This is a genomic window from Deinococcus hopiensis KR-140, from assembly GCF_900176165.1.
In the GTDB taxonomy this organism is placed as follows: Bacteria; Deinococcota; Deinococci; order Deinococcales; family Deinococcaceae; genus Deinococcus; species Deinococcus hopiensis.
Window position 1 is genome coordinate 1,277,912 of record NZ_FWWU01000009.1, and the last position, 18,501, is coordinate 1,296,412.

The 18,501-nt window shown below is 66.5% G+C and carries 17 protein-coding genes; 11 read left to right on the forward strand and 6 right to left on the reverse strand.

The genetic code is table 11. The features are described from left to right. Nucleotides 1-637: 637 nt before the first annotated feature. The 4 genes from B9A95_RS32535 (at nt 638) to B9A95_RS19785 (ending at nt 6,624) form a co-directional block, all read left to right on the forward strand. Nucleotides 638-985 (forward strand): hypothetical protein, encoded by a 348-nt coding sequence (locus B9A95_RS32535; RefSeq protein WP_139806899.1) that lies wholly within the window; start codon nt 638-640, stop codon nt 983-985. Between the two features lie 355 nt (nt 986-1,340). After that, nucleotides 1,341-4,394, forward strand: a complete 3,054-nt coding sequence (locus B9A95_RS19775; RefSeq protein WP_084048846.1) for a (Fe-S)-binding protein — start codon at nt 1,341-1,343, stop codon at nt 4,392-4,394. A gap of 136 nt (nt 4,395-4,530) precedes the next feature. Then, nucleotides 4,531-5,382, forward strand: a complete 852-nt coding sequence (locus B9A95_RS19780) for a DegV family protein (protein WP_084048847.1) — start codon at nt 4,531-4,533, stop codon at nt 5,380-5,382. 9 nt (nt 5,383-5,391) lie between these two features. Further along, nucleotides 5,392-6,624: a serine hydrolase gene (locus B9A95_RS19785; RefSeq protein ID WP_084048848.1), complete on the forward strand. Its 1,233-nt coding sequence runs from the start codon at nt 5,392-5,394 to the stop codon at nt 6,622-6,624. A gap of 165 nt (nt 6,625-6,789) precedes the next feature. Here B9A95_RS19785 and B9A95_RS19790 read toward each other — a convergent pair whose 3' ends face one another. Next, nucleotides 6,790-7,806 carry a DHH family phosphoesterase gene (locus B9A95_RS19790; protein ID WP_084048849.1) on the reverse strand — a complete coding sequence of 339 codons (1,017 nt, stop codon included), beginning with the start codon at nt 7,804-7,806 and terminating at the stop codon, nt 6,790-6,792. Between the two features lie 123 nt (nt 7,807-7,929). On the opposite strand from B9A95_RS19790, the gene B9A95_RS19795 reads away from it, so the two are divergent. From B9A95_RS19795 to B9A95_RS19825, 7 genes are all read left to right on the forward strand, one after another. Continuing rightward, nucleotides 7,930-8,607 (forward strand): hypothetical protein, encoded by a 678-nt coding sequence (locus B9A95_RS19795; RefSeq protein WP_245808397.1) that lies wholly within the window; start codon nt 7,930-7,932, stop codon nt 8,605-8,607. A 45-nt stretch (nt 8,608-8,652) separates the two neighbouring features. Beyond that, complete coding sequence (locus tag B9A95_RS19800; protein ID WP_084048850.1) at nt 8,653-9,294, forward strand: HAD family hydrolase; 642 nt, start codon at nt 8,653-8,655, stop codon at nt 9,292-9,294. A 27-nt stretch (nt 9,295-9,321) separates the two neighbouring features. After that, a complete protein-coding gene (locus tag B9A95_RS19805) occupies nt 9,322-9,582 on the forward strand; it encodes a nuclear transport factor 2 family protein (RefSeq protein WP_212648355.1) in 261 nt (86 codons plus the stop codon). A 252-nt stretch (nt 9,583-9,834) separates the two neighbouring features. Then, complete coding sequence (gene aceB, locus B9A95_RS19810) at nt 9,835-11,412, forward strand: malate synthase A (protein ID WP_084048851.1); 1,578 nt, start codon at nt 9,835-9,837, stop codon at nt 11,410-11,412. A gap of 76 nt (nt 11,413-11,488) precedes the next feature. After that, complete coding sequence (aceA, locus tag B9A95_RS19815; RefSeq protein WP_084048852.1) at nt 11,489-12,805, forward strand: isocitrate lyase; 1,317 nt, start codon at nt 11,489-11,491, stop codon at nt 12,803-12,805. A gap of 266 nt (nt 12,806-13,071) precedes the next feature. Further along, on the forward strand, nt 13,072-13,482 hold the full coding sequence (locus B9A95_RS19820) for an Rrf2 family transcriptional regulator (RefSeq protein WP_084048853.1): 411 nt from the start codon (nt 13,072-13,074) through the stop codon (nt 13,480-13,482). Nucleotides 13,483-13,580: 98 nt separating this feature from the next. Further along, entirely contained in the window at nt 13,581-14,429 is an 849-nt protein-coding gene (locus tag B9A95_RS19825) for an SDR family oxidoreductase (protein ID WP_084048854.1), read from the forward strand. 162 nt (nt 14,430-14,591) lie between these two features. On the opposite strand, the gene B9A95_RS19830 is transcribed toward B9A95_RS19825, so the two are convergent. From B9A95_RS19830 to B9A95_RS19850, 5 genes are all read right to left on the reverse strand, one after another. Next, entirely contained in the window at nt 14,592-14,852 is a 261-nt protein-coding gene (locus B9A95_RS19830; protein ID WP_084048855.1) for a hypothetical protein, read from the reverse strand. A 332-nt stretch (nt 14,853-15,184) separates the two neighbouring features. Beyond that, nucleotides 15,185-15,502: a hypothetical protein gene (locus B9A95_RS19835; protein WP_084048856.1), complete on the reverse strand. Its 318-nt coding sequence runs from the start codon at nt 15,500-15,502 to the stop codon at nt 15,185-15,187. Nucleotides 15,503-16,067: 565 nt separating this feature from the next. Further along, nucleotides 16,068-16,511: a cytidine deaminase gene (cdd, locus tag B9A95_RS19840; RefSeq protein WP_084048857.1), complete on the reverse strand. Its 444-nt coding sequence runs from the start codon at nt 16,509-16,511 to the stop codon at nt 16,068-16,070. Next, the gene (locus tag B9A95_RS19845) at nt 16,504-17,844 is read right to left on the reverse strand and encodes a hemolysin family protein (protein ID WP_084048858.1); all 1,341 of its coding nucleotides are present in this window, start codon (nt 17,842-17,844) and stop codon (nt 16,504-16,506) included. The genes cdd and B9A95_RS19845 overlap by 8 nt, the downstream gene beginning before the upstream one ends. A gap of 243 nt (nt 17,845-18,087) precedes the next feature. Next, on the reverse strand, nt 18,088-18,474 hold the full coding sequence (locus B9A95_RS19850; RefSeq protein ID WP_084048859.1) for a diacylglycerol kinase: 387 nt from the start codon (nt 18,472-18,474) through the stop codon (nt 18,088-18,090). Between the last annotated feature and the right edge of the window lie 27 nt (nt 18,475-18,501).

An 18,501-nucleotide genomic window follows, 5' to 3' on the forward strand; every position in this document is an offset into this window, starting at 1 on the left:
AGTGGGAGAGCCCCGCCGCTTCCCCCACTCCCTGCACGTCGCCCTGTTCAGTTTCCGGACAATCCTTTACAGCTCCGGCGCCTCTACTCCTTTCCGTCACCATTTTTCCTGTTCGCTCCGCTCGGGTAAACCAGCCGTTGCCCCACTGGTCAACCGGAAACCTCATGACAGCGGCGAGGGCGAGCAGTGACAGTTTCCTCCGTGGGGGCAGAGGCGTCTCTGCCCCTTCTGCCCGTTCGGTACAGGCAGGAAAGAGGGCGGGTGACCGGCCTGCGCCTCTGGGGGTGTGGCGGGGGTCATTTTCGTGCAGGGCCACTTGCAAAGGAAGGCTCCCGCCTAAGCTGGCCGGGGAGCAGGCCGCCGTCTTCAGGAGCGTGAGCGGGTTCCGACTGCTCCTGCACTGCATGGCTCCGGAGGATTCCACCGCCTCGGCGCTGGCAGGGATACACGGGCTCACCGTGAACGCCGCCGGCTGCAGGTTCGCGACTTTCAGCAGGCCCGGCCCGCTGAAAGTCGCGCGCCAGGAGCGTCGGGCGGGCCGTCAAGGTCTACCGCTGCCCGCACACCTCCTTTTTCACGCCGCGCGGGCTGATTCCGCTCGAAGAGCAGGTGGGTGAACTCTTCGGGCCCTACGCTGATGCGCGCCAAAGTCGTGGAGGCGGCGGGCCACCCGGTCAACCCCGTGGGCGGCCTGAACTTTACCGTGCGCCCCGATGGCCTGCGGCTTCTTCCCGCCACGCCCGAGGGCGAGCGCTGGCGGCCTGGGGTGCCCGGCACCCCAGGCCACGTTCACACCAGCGCTCTGCTGTTCCTCGATTGCCCCGAGGCCCGCGAACTGGAGCGCGGGCGGTACGCGCCCTTTGACCACGACCGGGACCGCCGGCGAGCCACATGTGGTGCGCGCCCATTGCCGGAGCGCGCAGGGTCGCCCTGCCGCACTCGGGCTATGCCAAATTCGTGTAGAGCAGCGGTCCGGTCTGTCTGAGGGACTTGAAGTGAGGGGCGAAGAAAAGGTGCCGCCAGGGAAGCCCGGCCCGTTTCCCCCCTCTGCGCCCCCAACTGTTAACGTCGAGGGAGAGGAGCCAAGAACACGGTCCTCGCCGTGTTTCTTTGGGGTTGGACAAGAACCGACCAGCCCGCTGGTAGGGGCTGCAATATCCCGGAAGGGGGAGGGGTATGGAGGAACCGGACGTGCCCGCCGCGTGTCCGTGCCCAGCGCCCGGCCTGCCCTTATGCTGGGCCCATCCACACGTGCCGGGCGCGCAATCCTTCAGGGCTGTCCGGCTATACTTTGACTGAGTACAAATTTTCATCCCCCATCCCCACCTGAGGAGACTGCCTTGCTGCCCACCCTGCACAAAATCCTGTTCTTCATCTTTGCCCTGGTGGCCGGCGGTTACGGTGCCTGGGGCTTTTACCGCCTGTACCTGCGCATTCGCCGGGGTCTGCCCGCGAACGAGGCCCGCTGGGACAATCTGCCGGAGCGCATCGGATACGCCCTGCGCGTCTCGCTGACGCAGGAGCGCACCTTCCGCCGCCGCCGCTGGATCAGCGTGTTGCACGCGTTCATCTTCTACGGCTTCACCTACTACCTGCTCGTCAACGTCATAGATGGGCTGGAGGGGTACTTCCACTTCAGCATCAAGAGCAACACGGTTATGGGCGCGGTGTACAACCTGCTCGCGGACCTTCTGTCGTTCCTCGTCCTCGTGGGCGTGGTCAGCCTGCTGATCCGGCGGCTGTACCTGCCCTCGCGCCGCGACTTCAAGTTCAACGAGAAGTCGGCGCTGCACCCGCTCGTCAAGCAGAACTACATCCGGCGCGACTCCATCATCGTGTCGTCCTTCATCCTGTTTCACGTCGGTAGCCGCATCATCGGCAACGCGGCGAAGATGGTGGCTGAGGCGCGCGATTCCACGCATTACGACGCCCTGCAACCGCTCTCGTCGGGCCTTGGGGCGCTCCTGTTCAGTGGCCTGAGCGACAGTGCCGTGATGGGCTGGCGCCTCTTCGGCTACTGGGCGGCGCTCGGCTCCATCCTTGCGTTCCTCGTCTATTTCCCCCGCTCGAAGCACATCCACATTTTTATGGCCCCGCTCAAGTACACCGTGCGCCGCCGCGAACCCACGGGCGTGCTGCCGCCCATGAAGGGGCTGGAGGAGGCGATGGAGGCCGAGGAACCCAAGCTCGGTGTGCAGAAGCTCGAAGACCTGGAATGGCCCCGCCTCCTCGACGCCTACGCCTGCATCCAGTGCAACCGCTGTCAGGACGTTTGCCCGGCAAACGCCACGGGCAAGGCCCTGTCGCCCGCTGCGCTGGAGATCAACAAGCGCATGGAGCTAAACGTCATCTCGGCGCACCCCAGCCCCTTCACGCTGAAGCCCGCCGCCTTCGAGAGCGGCGCGAGCACGGCGCACCCACTTCTCGAATACGCGATCAACGAGGAATCCGTCTGGGCCTGCACCACTTGCGGCGCGTGTATGCAGGTCTGTCCCGTGCAGGACGAGCAGATGCTCGACATTATCGACATTCGCCGCCATCAGGTCATGGTGGCCGGTGAGTTTCCGCCCCAACTCCAGACCGCCTTTCGCGGGATGGAGCGCGCGAGCAATCCTTGGGGCATCAGCCGAGACAAGCGCCTGGAATGGGCCGAGGGGCTGCGCGTGCCCACCATCGACGAGAACCCCGGGCCAGACCTGATCTACTGGGTAGGCTGCGCGGCGAGTTACGATCCGGGCGCGCAGAAGGTGGCGCGGTCCTTCGTGCAACTGCTTGACAAGGCGGGCGTGAACTACGCCGTGCTGGGCAAGAAGGAAGCCTGCACCGGCGACAGTGCCCGGCGCGCGGGCAACGAATTCCTGTTTCAACAGCTCGCCGCGGAGAACGTGGAGACGCTCAATCAGGTGGCCCCCAAGCTGATCGTCTCCACCTGCCCGCACTGCATGAACGCCATCGGCCACGAGTACAAGCAGCTCGGCGGCGACTACCGCGTCATCCACCACACCGAGTACCTCGAAACGCTGGTGGCGGCGGGCAAGCTGCCCCTGGCGCAGCTTCAGGAGTCGGTCACGTACCACGATCCCTGCTACCTGGGCCGCCACAACGGCGTGTTCGGCGCGCCGCGCACCCTCATCACGAAAATGGCAGGCGAGGTGCTGGAACTCGAACGCAACCGCGACAACTCGTTTTGCTGCGGAGCGGGTGGAGCGCAGTTTTGGAAGGAGGAGGAGGAGGGCCGCGAGCGCGTGTCCGACAACCGCTTCCGAGAGATTCAGGCCCGCCTCGACACGGCCGCTGAAAATGCTGCCGAGTACGGGCGCAGTGGCAAGGTGGTGGCCGTGGGCTGCCCCTTCTGCAAGTCGATGATGAACTCCACGCCCGAAAAGGCCAAGCGCGACGACATCGTGGTCAAGGACGTGGCCGAACTGATGCTCGAAAGTGTGCAGCGGGCGACGGGCGAGTGGGTGGCTCCGGCTGCCGCGCCCGGCAACGCGCTCGAGGCTTCCGCACAGCCTGTGGTGCCCAACGCCGAAACCCCGATGGCCCGCACGGGCGAAACTCCGGGAGAGGGCGCGCCCGAACTGGGCAAGACTTCCGCCGAGGTGAAGAACGCCCAGCCCGGTAGTCCGCTGGAAAACGCCCACACCCAGCCTGAAGCGCAGGCCGCCGCGCCCAGCCCAGTTACGTCCAGCTCGGCGGATTCGTCGCCGCGCAAGGCGTGGAAGCCTGGGGGAACGCCTGGCAATCAGCCCTCAGCGGTCAGCGAAACCGCAGGGGACGAGGGCAAGGGGCGGAAAGCCTGGAAGCCGAAGAGTGGGGGAGACGACGTGAGCGCCGCGCCCGTGGCGGCACAGACGTCCGCGCCTGCGACGGAGGCCGCGCCCGCCCGCAAGGCGTGGAAGCCCAAAGCGGCAACGCCGGACGCTGTCCCGGTCGTTGAGGCGGCTCCTGCGTCCCCTGCGCCTTCCTCCGGCGTGGCTCCGACCCGCAAAGCCTGGAAGCCGAAGGTGCAGGCCACCGGGTCGCAGACCACGGAGGCCACGGCTGCGCCGGCGCAGCGCGCTCCCGCCGTGCCCACAGGCGAGCGCAAGAAGTGGGCGCCGAAGGGCAGCGCGGCTCCTGCGGAGGCGGGCTCCCCGCAGACTGATCCGGCGCCTGCACCCGTTGAGGCGGTTGCTGAAGCCCAGATGCCAGCGCCCGCCCCAATTCCCGGCGAACGACCCAAGTGGCAGCCGAAGGCCAAAGCGCCCGCCGAGGAAGAGGTGCGGGCCGAAGTTGCGCCCACGTCCAGCCCCGTAGAGGCCGAGTCTCCTGCTGCCCCCGGTGTTTCCGCACCAGACGCTCCGCCCGCGCCCGGCTCCCGCAAGAAGTGGGCGCCGAAGAAGAAGGACTGAACCCACTCAATCCGAACGTCTGCGCTGCCTCCCCGGGGGCAGCGTTTTTCATCCCACCAACCGGCGGGCCGCTGAACGCTGACGGACGGCAGCGAAGGGCCAAAGGCCGCCCCCTCCCCGCGCTAAACTGCCCTTCATGACCATCGCCATCGTCACCGACTCCACGAGCGACCTCTCGCCCGAGTTGCGTGCCCAACACGAAATCCGCAGCGTGCCGCTGTACGTGCTGTTCGACGGCAAGATGCACAAAGACGGCATCGACATCACGCCTGCGGACCTCTTTCGGGGCCTGAAGGAAGGCAAGAAGACGCCCTCGACGAGCCAGCCCAGCCCCGCCGAGTTCGCAGCGGTGTATCAGGAAGCGCTCGCTGACGCCGATGAGGTCTTCAGCGTTCATATCAGCGGTCAGCTGTCGGGCACGGTGGGGAGCGCCCGGCTGGCCGCGCAGGACTTCGGTGGGCGAGTCACAGTGTTTGATAGCCGCTCGGCCACCATGGGCCTGGGGATGCAGGCCTTGCGGGCGACGCAGCGTGCGCGGGAAGGCCGCTCCATGGCCGAGATCGTCTCCGAACTGGAGCGCGTGGCGACGAAGGCCGACATCCGCTTCACGGTGGACACGCTCGAATTTCTGCGCATTAACGGGCGCATCGGCGGCGCTCAGGCCTTGCTGGGCAGCCTGCTGAACATCAAGCCCATCCTGACGGTGAAGGCGGGCCGGGTGGAGTCGGCGGGGCGGGTGCGCGGGCACAAGAAGGCAATGGCCGACATCGTGGAGCATGTGCGGCGGTATGTGGAGGCGAACGGGGGGGCGCGCGTGGCCATGATGTCTACCCCCGGCGGCGAGGGGTACGTGCAGGAGGTCCGCAACACCCTGGGCGGCCTGAACGTGAAGTTCGAGGACATGGGGGACCACCGCATCGGGGCCGTCATCGCCACGCATACCGGTCCCGGCACCATCGGCGCCATTCTGGAACCGCTGACCGCCTGAGCCCTTCTGATGGCTGTTTCTCCCCCTCCTGGCCTGCGCAACAAGGGCCGGTACGTGCTGCTGGCGCTGCTGGCTGCGGGCGTCTGGGCCTGCCGCCCCACCTCTCCGGCTCCCCAGTCCACCGCTCGGGGAGCACCTGCAGCTCTGGTGGCTTCTGCCGGGCCGTCGGCCCCACCTCCCGCACCCGATCCCAACCGCCAGGGCTGTCTGGGCGACGCGCCCACCGTGACGGCGGCACCTCCGCCCCCCCAGCCCCTCAGCGGTGAGCTCGGGCTGTGGGTGGCGGAGGTGGACCCGGCCACCTTAAGGCCCCTCCGCGCCGTCGCCCAGAACCCGGACCGGGTCTTTCCCCTCGCCAGCACCTACAAGCAGGCCGTGCTGTGGGCGGTGCTGCGGCAGTTCGACGCCGGAACGTTGTCGCCGAACGAGCGCTTCAAGATTACGCGGGAAAACCAGAGTCTCGGCGCGTATCCCTTCGACAACACTTCTCTTAAGGACCTGTCGGTCCGCATGATCCGCAACAGCGACAACACGGCCACCGATATCCTCCACCGCCGGGTGGGCCTGAAGGCCGTGCAGAACGTGGCGGACGAACTGGGACTGTGCCGCACCCGACTGATTCTGCCCACAAAAGACTGGTGGGCGGCGCAGGCGGGGCTGTCGGACACCCTCAAGGGCACCCACCGCTGGGACACGGCCACCGGGGAGGAGCGGGTCAAGCTGGCCGAAGCCATCGACGCTGACGCGCAGCGCTACCGTCCAGACTACGTGCAGCGCAGACTCGATGCCTATTTCGATGCGGACGCGAAGCCCGAAGACGATCTGCACGTCCACAACCTCAGCACGCCGTACGAGTTCGCTGCCCTGCTCGCGCACGAGTACCTGCGCCCCCGGCTCAGTCCGCAGGCATTGCGCTGGCAGCGCGAGGTGGCCGCGATGGGCTTCGGGCGCTCTGCACTGCGGGCGACAGCGGCGGACAACGTGACGCTGTTTGGAGGCAAAGGCGGCAACGGCTGGCGCATCCTGACGTACACGGGCTATTTCAAGACGAAAGATGGGCGGAACGTCGTCTACGCCTTTATGCAGCACGGCGCGGACCAGACCTACACCATGCCCAACACCCGCCGGGCTTTTGCCTGGATCAACGCCGCCGTAGACGAAGTGCTGGGCCAGCAGGTGCCCAAGCCGCATCCCCTGGAGGAGAAAGACGAGAAAGCGGCAGCTGGAAAGGCCAGGCCGTGAACTCCCTAGCGCCTGGGCTGTTCCTCAACGCCGGGGTGGGCGTTTCCCTGCGGCGCAAAGCGGTGTGACGTACGGGACGGTCCCCTCTCCTTTCCCCAATGGCAAGCGCCAACAGGTCAGCGCTGACCTGTTGGCGCTTGCCGTTTTCTGGCCGTTGCGTTGTCCCTACACCTCCACCAGTTCTGCGTCTGCCCGGGCCAGTTCGGCGTTGACGGCGTCTTCCAGCAGCAGGCGCACCTGCGGATAGGGGAGGGCCAGGGACGCGCCCGCCGCGGGTACGTGGCCACCACCACCCAGGGTCACGGCCACGTTCTGGGCGCTGACGTTGCCGCGCGACCTGAGCGACAGCTTGACCCGTTCCCCGAAATCCTTGATCATCACGGCGAGTTCCGCGCCTTCCGCGCCGCGCAGCAGGCTGACGTAGGATTCCACGTCTTCCCAGGTGGACCCAGCCCGCGCCAGCATGGCGTCGTCCACGTGAGCGAAGACCACCCGGCCGCCGTGCAGGAATTCCATCGTGCTCAGCACCTCGCGCAGCAGGATGTAGTAGCTGCGCGGATGCTGCCCGAGTTGATCACTGATCCAGCCCAGGCGTGCTCCGTGGGCGCGCAGCCGTGCGGCAGCCTCAAACGCCTCGGGCGTCACGCTCTCGAACTTGAACGAACCCGTGTCGGTGATCAACCCCAGCATCAGCGGCGTGGCGACGGGCTCGGACCAGGGCGCGCCCAGCGCGTCGACCACGTCGGCAATCATCATGGTGGTGGCGGGGCGGCCTGGGTCCACCACCATGGCGGCGGCGTGCCTGGCGTTCGTGCCGTGGTGGTCCACGTTGACCACCTCACCTGTAAAGGTGGTCAAATCCGCCCCCGCCACGCGCTCAGGATCGTTGTTGTCCACGTCCAGCACGGCAGCCAGGGCGTTCTCGGGCCACTCGCTCAGTGGGGGGTTGATTTCTCCGGGGCTGGCCAGAAACCGCAGGTAGCGCGGCACGTCCATAGGCGTGATCACCGTCTTGCCCAGGGCCCGCAGCGCGCGGGTCAGGCCCAGCACGCTGCCCAGCGCGTCACCGTCCGGATTCTCGTGCGAGAGCACCACGATGGGGCCGCGGTGCTCGGCCAGTTTCGCCGCGACTGCCGCGACATCACGGGCATAGGTCGCGGCAGCCTCATTCATGCCGGTCATGGGGCCGAGTATAGCCGTGCTGGGCGCGCCCCACCTTCCCGCAGGTGTACACCCAGGCTTTCGGTTCTTCTTTCCGTGAAAGTTCTCAAAGTCTCCCCGCCTCCATGCCCTATCCTGGCCCCCGTGCCCGCCCGCCTCAACCTGGCCGCCCTCACCGCCGACGAGCTGCAAACGCTTCTCGGCGCAGGCGGCGCGCAGGCCCGCTGGCCCGAGGTCAGTCAGGCCCGGCTGGAGGGCCGCGCCCTGCCGGGTCCGGCGCTGCCCACCACCCTCTCCTTCGGGCCGCTGGAGGAACGTGTCTGGGGAGCCACGCCCGAGCAGAGCCGCCTGCTCGCGGCGTTTGAGGCCCAGCTGCACGCCGCCGGGGCCGAGCCGGTAGGCGTGTTCTACAGCCCCGAGCGCCGCGTGTCGCCCCACGGGCGCGCTTTCGTGCTGGGCCCCGACGCCGCCGTCACCCTGCGCTGGAGTGAGGTGGCAGGCGCTCCCCAGCCCGTCCCCTTTGTGGAAGCCCTGACCTGGCTCCGCGACCGGGCCAGCGGCCTGGCCTGCGTGCTGAGCACCGGCGTGACGGTGGTGCCCGCCCCGGCCCTCAGCGAGGAGATCGACCTGCGCCCCCTGCCCGGGGCGTCCGCCACCGAGCTGCTTACGGCCCACCGCGCCGCCGTCTTGCGGCATGGGCGGGGCAACCGCGTCGTGGGCGTGGAAGGCTGGATACGGGCGTGGCAGGAGCTGCGCTCGCTCAACGTCGCTGCCTGGACCCGGCGGGGCCTGCTGCTGCCCGGCGAGGAGGGGGAAGGCTAGGGCAGCCCGCCAGAGGGGCCCCACCCGCGCGGCACAATGCCGGACATGACGCCCTCTTCGCCCGATGCCCGCCACGTCGCTTTCGATTGGGGCGGCGTCTTTACCGTCGGCACCTTCGATGGCCGCTCCACCCAGAACGTCGCGGACCGGGGGGGTGTGCCTGTTGAGCGGGTGCGCGAGAGCTACTTCCGGCATGTGCGGCAGCTGGAGGTGGGGGCCTGGACCCTCCCGCAGTTCTGGGCCGTGATGCAGGAGGAAACGGGCCTGACCCTGCCCTACGGGGAGTTCGAGCCGCTGTACCTCAGCAGCATCCACGACAACCTCCCCATGTACGCCACCCTGGACGCACTTCCCCGCGAGGTGCGGGTGGGGTTGCTGAGCAACAACTACCCCGTCGTCAGCGATCACCTGCGCCGTGATCCCCGCTTCGCCCGCTTCGACGCCCTCGTGTTCAGCAACGAGATCGGGCAGAAAAAGCCTCACGCTGACGCCTTCGCTGCGCTGGAGGACGCAATGGGGGTGCCCGCCGCGCAGGTGGCCTTTGTGGACGACGTGCAGGAGAACATCGACGCGGCGAATGCGGCGGGCTTTCACGGCCTGCTCTACCACCACGAGCGCCACGCCGAATTCGAGCGCGAGCTGGGCGTGTGGCTGGGCGTGCCGATCAGTGCCCTCACGGTGCGGTGATGGAGGTGGCCAGCCCTGCGGAAGGTCGTGGCAAGGCTCGGCGCCTACAACGCCCGCGACATCGAAGCCTTCATGTCTGGCTGGGCCGAGGACGCCCAGTATTTCGAGCCTCCGAATGCGCTGCTGACGAGCGGCGCGGAGCAGATCCGGGCGCGGCGCATCACGCGCTTTCGGAAACCGGACCTGTACGGTCACCTGCTCACGCGAACCGTGCTGGGCAACCGCGAGGTGGACCACGGGCAGGTCGCGCGCAACTTCCCGCGGGACGTGGGAGACCGGTGGGGGTGATCGCCACGTACGAGGTGGCGGAGGACAACATTACGCGGGCCTGGTTTATTTTGGGACCGCCAGCATTCGCTTCGCCGAACTGAGAGGCTTGGAGAGGGTGGCTTGAGCGCAGGTGGCGTTCAGGCCACCTCTTCTGTCTATTCCGCTGGGGTGGTGTACCCGCCGAAGTGGTGTACTTCCGCGCGGTCCGGGTACACCACCTCTACGCGGCCTGCCCACACCGCACAATGCCGTCATCCAAGGAGGCCCGGTATGACGCACACCTTTCAAACACGCGCTCGGCACGCCCCCCACCCCCAAGCGGGCCGCGTCCTCACCCCCGGCGCTCTGGCTTTTTTAGAGGAGCTGCACGGGCGCTTCAACGGGGGACGAGAGGCGTTGCTGGCAGCGCGGGAAGCGGGGCAGGCGCGGCTGGACGCGGGAGCGTTGCCCGACTTTTTGCCTGAGACTTCAAGCATTCGGACGGGGGAGTGGAAGATCGCCCCGCTGCCCGGGGAATTGCAAGACCGGCGGGTAGAAATCACGGGACCCGTGGACCGCAAGATGGTCATCAACGCCCTGAACAGCGGCGCGAAAATCTTCATGGCCGACTTCGAAGACGCCACGAGCCCGAGTTGGGACAACCTGGTGCAGGGACAGCTGAACCTGATGGACGCCGTGCGGCGCACCATCTCGTTGGAAGGGGGCGGCAAGCAGTACCGGTTGAACGAGACCGTGGCGACCTTGCTCGTGCGTCCCCGCGGACTGCATCTGCCCGAAAAGCACCTCACCGTCAACGGTGAGGCGATTAGCGGCGCGCTGTTTGACTTCGGGCTGTACGCCTACCACAACGCCCACGAGCGCCTGCGGCAGGGGCTGGGCACCCACTTCTACCTGCCCAAGCTCGAATCGCACCTCGAGGCGCGGTGGTGGAACGAGGTCTTTGCCTTTACTGAGCAGGCGTTGGGCGTCCCCGTAGGAACGCTGCGCGCCACCGTGCTGATCGAGACCATCCTCGCGGCCTTTGAGATGCACGAGATCCTGTACGAGTTGCGCGAACACTCGGCGGGGCTGAACTGTGGGCGCTGGGACTACATCTTCTCCTACATCAAGAAGCTGCGCAGCTTCGGTGACCGCATCCTCCCCGACCGGGCGCAGGTGACCATGAGCACGCCGATGATGCGCAATTACAGCAGGCTGGCCATTCAGACGTGCCACAAACGGGGGGCGCCAGCGGTCGGGGGAATGAGCGCCTTTATCCCCGTCAAAAATGACCCCGAGGCCAATGCGCGGGCCTTTGCCCAGGTGCGGGCCGACAAGGAACGCGAAGCGGGCGACGGACACGACGGCACCTGGGTCGCCCATCCCGGCATGGTTCAGCTCGCCACCGAGGTCTTTGACCGCCTCATGCCCACCCCAAACCAGATCGCCAGCTCCAAGCAGCAAGGCCTCCTGGTCACGGCCGCTGATCTGCTTACACCCCCCACCGGCACCATCACCGAGGCCGGAGTCAACACCAACGTGGACGTGAGCCTGCAATACACCGCTGCCTGGCTGGAGGGGCGGGGCGCGGTGCCGATCCACAACCTGATGGAAGACGCCGCCACCGCCGAGATTTCCCGGGCCCAGCTCTGGCAGTGGGCACACCACGGGCAGCGGACGGATGACGGCACCCCCATCACCCCTGAAGGACTGACCCGCCTGATCGCCGCCCACCGGGACCGCCTTCGGCGGGAGCAACCCGAACGCGCGGACCCCCTCTCTCAAGCCGCTGATCTCCTGCAAACCCTCGTCGCCTCCGAAACGTTCGCGGACTTTCTGACCCTTCCCGGTTATCAACGTTTGAAGTAAGCAACCCGCCGCCAGATTCCAGCGACTTCGCCCCAGTGGGCGAGGGCCGCCTCTCACACCCCTGAAGGAGACCACCATGACGCCCACCCCCCGCACACATGCCGAAATCCTGGAAAAAACCTGGAAGACCGAGGAGCGCTGGCAGGGCATTCGCCGCAACTACTCCGCCACTGAGGTGGTGCGGCTGCGCGGCTCCCTGCCCATCGAGCACACCCTCGCCAAGCACGGGGCGCAGAAGCTGTGGCGGCTGATGAAGGAAGAGCCGTTCGTGAACGCGCTGGGAGCGCTGACCGGCAACCAGGCCATGCAGCAGGTCAAGGCGGGCCTCAAGGCGATCTACCTCTCAGGCTGGCAGGTGGCGGCCGACGCCAACAACGCCGGACAGATGTATCCGGACCAGAGCCTGTACCCCGCCTCCTCCGTCCCGGACGTGGTGCGCCGCATCAACAACACCCTGCGCCGCGCGGACCAGATTCAGCACGCCGAGGGTGGGGGCAGCGTCGACTACTTCGCGCCCATTGTGGCGGATGCCGAGGCGGGCTTTGGCGGTCCCCTGAACGCCTTCGAGCTGATGAAGGCGATGATTGAGGCGGGCGCGGCGGGCGTGCATTTCGAGGACCAGCTCGCCTCTGAGAAGAAGTGCGGCCACCTGGGGGGCAAAGTGCTCGTGCCCACGTCGCAGTTCATCCGGACGCTGAACGCCGCCCGCCTCGCCGCCGACGTGTGTGGGGTGCCCACGGTCTTGATTGCCCGCACCGATGCCGACGCCGCCAACCTGCTCACCAGCGACGTGGACGACGCCGACAAGCCTTTTTGCACCGGCGAGCGCACCCCGGAAGGCTTCTTCTACGTCAAGCCCGGCATTGAGCAGGCCATCAGCCGCGCCCTCGCCTACGCTCCCTACGCCGACGTGATCTGGTGCGAAACTTCCGTGCCCAACCTGGAAGATGCCCGCAAATTTGCCGAGGCCGTCCACGCCCAGTTCCCCGGCAAGCTGCTGGCCTACAACTGCTCGCCGTCGTTTAACTGGAAAAAGAACCTGGACGACGAGACCATCGAGAAGTTCCAGCGCGAACTGGGGAAGATGGGCTACAAGTTCCAGTTCATCACGTTGGCGGGCTTCCACTCGCTGAACATGGGCATGTTCGACCTGGCCTACGGCTACGCCCGCAACCAGATGAAGAGCTTCGTGGAATTGCAGGAGCGCGAGTTCGCCGCCCAGGAGCGGGGCTTCACGGCCGTCAAGCACCAGCGTGAGGTGGGCACCGGCTACTTCGACCTCGTGGCGAACGCGGCAGGCGGCGGCCAGAGCAGCACCACGGCCTTGGCGGGCAGCACGGAAGCGCAGCAGTTTGGGCAGCCGCTGAGGGAGGTGGCGCTGGCGCACGATTGATGCAGCCCCCCGGTCATGACAGCCAGAAGGGGAGGGCCTCCCCAGGCCCTCCCCTTCTGGCTGTCATGACCCTCTCCCCTTGAGGGACTTGCACGGCGCAAAGAAGGGAGGTGAGGGGAGGCGCCCAACAAGAGGGAAGCCCCCTCCGAGGCCGGAGCCACGCGCGGACGTCCGCTTGAGGTGGGGCGGGGAAAACCGGCCCCTTGACATTCCGCTACTTGTAACTAAACTTATGACAAGGTCGGGACAGAAAGGGGGGTCAGGCTGTGAACAGTCAGTATTCCATCGCCGTACATATCCTGGCCCTGCTCAACGCCTTTCCCGGGCCGATGAGTTCCGAGGACGTCGCCGGAAGCGTTGGCGTCAATCCGGTGGTCATTCGCCACGTCACGGGCCTGCTCCGGCGTGCGGGACTGCTGGAAACGCAGCGTGGGGTGCCTGGAGCGCGCCTAACCCGTCCACCTTCGCAGATCACGCTGCTGGACGTGTACCGCGCGGTGGAGGCCCCCGAATCGGTGCTGAAGCTGCACGGCAAGCCCAACTTGGACTGTCCGGTGGGGGCGCGGATTCAGGGCGTCCTCGACGATGTGTTCGGTCAGGCCCAGGCCGCGCTGGAAGCGCGGCTTGCGCAGGTCCGGCTCTCGGACGTGAACTCGGCCTTGATGGACACGGGTTAACAGGAGAAGGCCGTTTTTTTTGCCCTAACCTGTCAGTTTTTTATCTACATCTCGCCCTCTCGTCGCATGTCCGGCGCGCTGGACAAAAGGAGCCTTCCATGATCGCCATTACCGGAGCCACCGGCCACCTCGGACAACTGACCACCGCTGCCCTGCTCAAGCGTGGCGTGCCCGCCGCAGAAATCGCGGCCCTGGTGCGTGATCCGGCCAAGGCTGAGGCGTTCTCCGCCCAGGGCGTCCAGGTCCGGCAGGCCGACTACACGCAGCCGCAAACGCTGGACGCTGCGCTACAGGGTGTGGAACGGCTCCTGCTGGTCTCGTCGAACGATTTCACGGACCGGGTGGGGCAGCACCGCAACGTGGTGGAGGCGGCCGTGCGGGCCGGGGTGAAGCTCCTCGCCTACACCAGCCTCCTGCGGGCCGACACCTCTGGCCTGGGCCTCGCCGCCGATCACAAGGCCACCGAGGAGATTGTCCGCGCGTCGGGGTTGCCGTTTGTCTTCCTGCGCAACGGTTGGTACCTGGAAAACTACAACGTGCCCCAGGCCGTGCAGTTTGGGGCCGTTGCGGGCAGTGCAGGCGAGGGCCGCGTGAGTGCCGCGAGCCGCGCCGACTACGCGGAAGCGGCGGCGGTGGTGTTGGCCGAGCCGGGGCACGAAAGCAAGGTCTATGAACTCGGTGGCGATCAGGCCTTTACCCTCGCCGAACTCGCCGCCGAGGTGCAGGCCCAGAGCGGCTGCCCGGTGACTTACCAGCACCTGCCCCAGGACGCTTACGCCGGAATGCTCCGGAGCGTCGGTGTTCCCGGCGTGGTGGCCGACATGCTGGCGGATTCCGATGTTCAGCTGGAGCGGGGTGAACTGCACACGAACTCACATGATCTCAGCCGCCTGATTGGGCGGCCGACCACGCCGCTCGCGGAGGGTGTTCGCGCGGCCCTGTCGTGAGTCGGATGCGGTTTGGGACTAAACTTTTTTAACTGTTCAATCCGAGCAAAGCGAGAAGGAAATGGTCGAAAGGGGTGACCGAACCCGCGGGTTCCGGTTCGGTAACGGGTTGGACGGAAACCGTATGGGGGAGTCTGCGACACGGTTGGGGGTCCCCCCCGCTCAGCTCCAGGTCTGGTGGGCCAGCGCCTTCTTGGCCTGCTTGTGCCGGTACGTGCGTTGGTCCGCGCGGCTGAAGACCTCACTCTGCGGGGGCTTTTCCCCGTGGGGGCCAGCAGCGTTTTCTGGGTCTCGCGCGGCGCGACCTCGCCGTCCCGACGGGAGGCGGTGCTGTGCCCGCCTTCCAGCCGCCGGATGGGTCGGCCCGGCCAGGGCAAAGGCGAGCAGCAGCCCGTCGAGGGTGCCGCCCAGCCGCGTCAGCAATTCGGAATTTTCCAGGTCGGGAATCAGTTCCGCATTGGCGGGCAGGATGATGGCCCCGGGAACCAGCAGCGCGATCAGGCCGAGAACAAAGAGGCGGGCTGGGGCAAAGCCCCGCCGTACGGTAGGTCAGCAGGTACGGGGCGTACAGCAGCAGGCTGCGGTCGCGCGTGCCCGCGAACACGAGCAGTTTGTACAACGCCAGCGGCGCCCCGAGGATGACGGAGTTTGCCAGGTGAAGCTGCCTCCTAGAGGCAGGCCGGGGCTCCAAGCTGAAGTCCGGACGCGAGGCGAAATAAGGGCTGCTGAAGCGGCTGACCAGCCACGCCGCCTTATCAGGATTCGGGTTCATCCGTGATGAAATCATGGGCCAACCCGGTCCGACGTGCAACGCTTCGCCGCAGAGCGAGCAGGAAAAACGGTGACGGAGAGGCGTGAAACCGCTGCAACAGACAGGAGGAAATGGAGCGGATGGTCCGGAAACCGGACCACAGGTCCTGACCGTAGTGCGGCGTGTACTCGTGCTCAGCCCGGCAGCCCGTCGTCAGGCGCAACACCTCTGCGTCAGTGCGGTAGGCGTGCGTTTCTACCCGGTCAACGCGTGTGCCGTACGGATTGAACACCCAGTCGGTCTGCCCCGAAGTGTTTTGCACCTTCTGAACCGACCGGGAGTTCCCCCGGTCAGCCTCACCTGCTGCGCAGGGATCTGGCGTGAGACCCACGGCAGGATGGTCTCACGCTTCTCGGGGAAGCGTTCACCGGGGGCCGTGAAGCTTGCCCCGGTGAGTTCGGCACGCCTCTCTGTCCTGAGTTGCAGGGAAGACAGCGCCGCAACCGGCTGTGCCAGAAACAACGGGGTGAGCAGGAGGAGCAGGCGTCTTGGCGAGCAGCAAAAGGGGAGGTCTCCCGGCCTCCCGCGTCTGCCTCCCGGCGTTGTTTCAACGCTTTTGCTCCTGCTGCTGGGCTGAATTCTGAGACGACGCCAAAAACCAGAGCATTTGTCCGAATGGCGCCGTGGGGTGCCCCTCCACTCACGGCGCCATTCTCCCCTATGCGCATTTCGCTTGCCGTGCTTGGTCGAAAAGAAGTCAGCACTTTGACGCATGCTCCCGTGAAATCCAGCAGTGACGGGCAGAGGCGCGTTGCGTTTTTCCGCCGCATGGGTGCGAACGAAACAAAAAAGAGGCGGAATTCCGCCCCTCGTTCGCGTGGATCGGCCTACTCGGTCCCCACCTCGTGCCCGTCGTCGCGCTGCTCGAGTCGAAAGCCGTGCGGCAGAAAGTCGCGCACAAGACCGCTGACCACGTCGCCGTGTTGATTGACGCAGACCACGCGGGCGTCTGGCGCGAACTCGAACAGAATCTGACGGCACGAGCCGCAGGGGCTGGCGGGCGGGGTGGCCTCGGAGTAGACCACGAGGTCGGTGAACTCCCGCGCTCCCGCCGTCGCCATCGCCTGCACAGCGCTCTGTTCAGCGCAGCGGGCCAGGCCGTAGGAGGCGTTCTCGACGTTTGCGCCGAAATACACCTGGCCGTCCAGGGTCCGGAGCGCCGCTCCGACGCGAAACTTACTGTACGGCGCATACGCCTGCTTGAAGGCCGCCTTCGCGCCCTCCAGCAGCTGGGGATCGGGGATCAGGTTCAGGGCGTTGGCATTACTCACGGGCGTGGTCCTCCGGTGGATCAAGGGGATCAAAGTGGGGCGTACGCTCCACGCGCACGCGGGTCACGCGGCGCTGGTCGGCGTCCTCGACGGTAAAGGCCCAGCCCTCATATACGAAGCTCTGGCCGATTTCGGGAATGTCACCGAAGTGGTTGGTCATAAAGCCCGACAGGGTATCGAACTCGCCCTCGTCGTCTTCGAGGTTGCTGCCCAGCCGCTCTTCCACCTCACCCACGGTCAGGCTGGCGTCCATCAGGTAGAGGCCTTCGCCCAGCACCTCGATCATAGACACCTCGTCCTCATCGGTCTCGTCGTAGATTTCGCCCACGATCTCTTCGAGCGCGTCTTCGAGGGTGACCAGCCCGGCGGTGCCGCCAAACTCGTCTACCACGATGCTCAGGTGCGACTTCTTCTCGCGCATCTTGGCGAGCAGGTCCTTGATCTTCATGCCCTCCGGCACGAAGAACACCGGGCGCATCACATCGGCGATGACCACCGTATCAAGCTGGCTGAGGTAGCGCAGCATGTCTGAGGTGTGCGCGATCCCGACGATATTGTCCGCCGTATCCTGAAAGACCGGCACGCGCGAGTAGCCGTGTTCCTCGTTCATCTCCACGAGGCGGCGCAGCGGGCTGGCCCCGTCCACCACCACCATGTCCACCCGGGGCGTCATGACCTCGCGCACGGTGGTGTCTGACAGGTCGAATACGTTGTACACGAGTTCCTTCTCGTCGTCTTCGAGCACGCCCTCCTGGCTGGAGGCGGACACGATCATGCGGATTTCCTCTTCCGAGTAGGCGGTGTGGTGCCCCGCCACAGCTTTGAGTCCCAGCAGCCGCAGCACCAGCCCGCCCAGGCCGTTGAGCCCCAGGATCACGGGCCGGAAGATGGCGGTAAAGGCCACCAGCGGGCGCACCAGCCCCAGCGACATGGCCTCGCTCTTTTGCAGCGCCGCCGATTTGGGCACGAGTTCGCCGAGCACGATGTGCAGCGTGGTAGACAGGATAAAGGCGAGGGCAAAGGCGGCGGGTTGCTGGTAGGTGTGGGGTACCCCAGCCTGCTGGAACAGCGGCTCGGTGAGGTGTTCGATGGCAGGCTCCGCGATAAAGCCGATCAGCAGGCTCATCATCGACACGCCCAGCTGTACGGCGGCGATATACAGGTCGAGGTGACTGAGCACCCGCTGCACCATGCGGGCTGCGCGGTTGCCCTCCTCGACAAGTTGGTCAATTTTGGTACGCCGTACGCTGACCAAGGCGTATTCCACGGCGACGAAGTACCCGTTGGCGAGTACCAGCAAGAGCAGCGAGGCCACCCGAATCCAATCGTTCATCTGTTTGCGCGCTCCAACGCGCCCCGGTCCGCCGAAGTAGGCGCAGGCTGACCCGCCGTTCCCCCGGGGGGGCGCGGATTCAGGACCGGAAAGGGACGCCACAGCAAAAAATCCGCCCTGGGGCGGCGTTCACCGGGCAAACCAAGAGAGCCAGAACTGGGAGGCTCCATAGACAAGGCGGAGTGTATCACATCCTCTCATTTTTTCAGGGCGAGGATTCCTTTGACAGCGTCCGTGTCTGTATCAAGCGCCGTGTCTGATCAACGCCAGCAGGGGTGGCCCCAGCACGCTGCACCCCACCAGCAGTGCGCCCAGGCTGGCGAGCAGCACCGCCCCCGCTGCCGCGTCCTTCGCCACCTTTGCCAGCGGGTGAAGTTCGGGAGTTGCCAGGTCCACCACCGCCTCGACCGCCGTGTTCAGCAGTTCCACACTCAGGACCAGGGCGCAGGCGAGCACGATGGGCGCGGGGGGAGTGTGCAGGACCCAGGTCAGCGAGAGGGCCAGCGCGGCGGCCCAGACCTCGATGCGGAAATTGGCCTGCGTGCGGTAGACGTGGCGCAGGCCCGAGACGGCAAAGCCAGCCGAGCGCCACCAGCGGCGCGGGGAGAGGGCGGAGCCGTCAGACCTCACCCGGCCGCCTGCAGGGGAAGCGGTTCA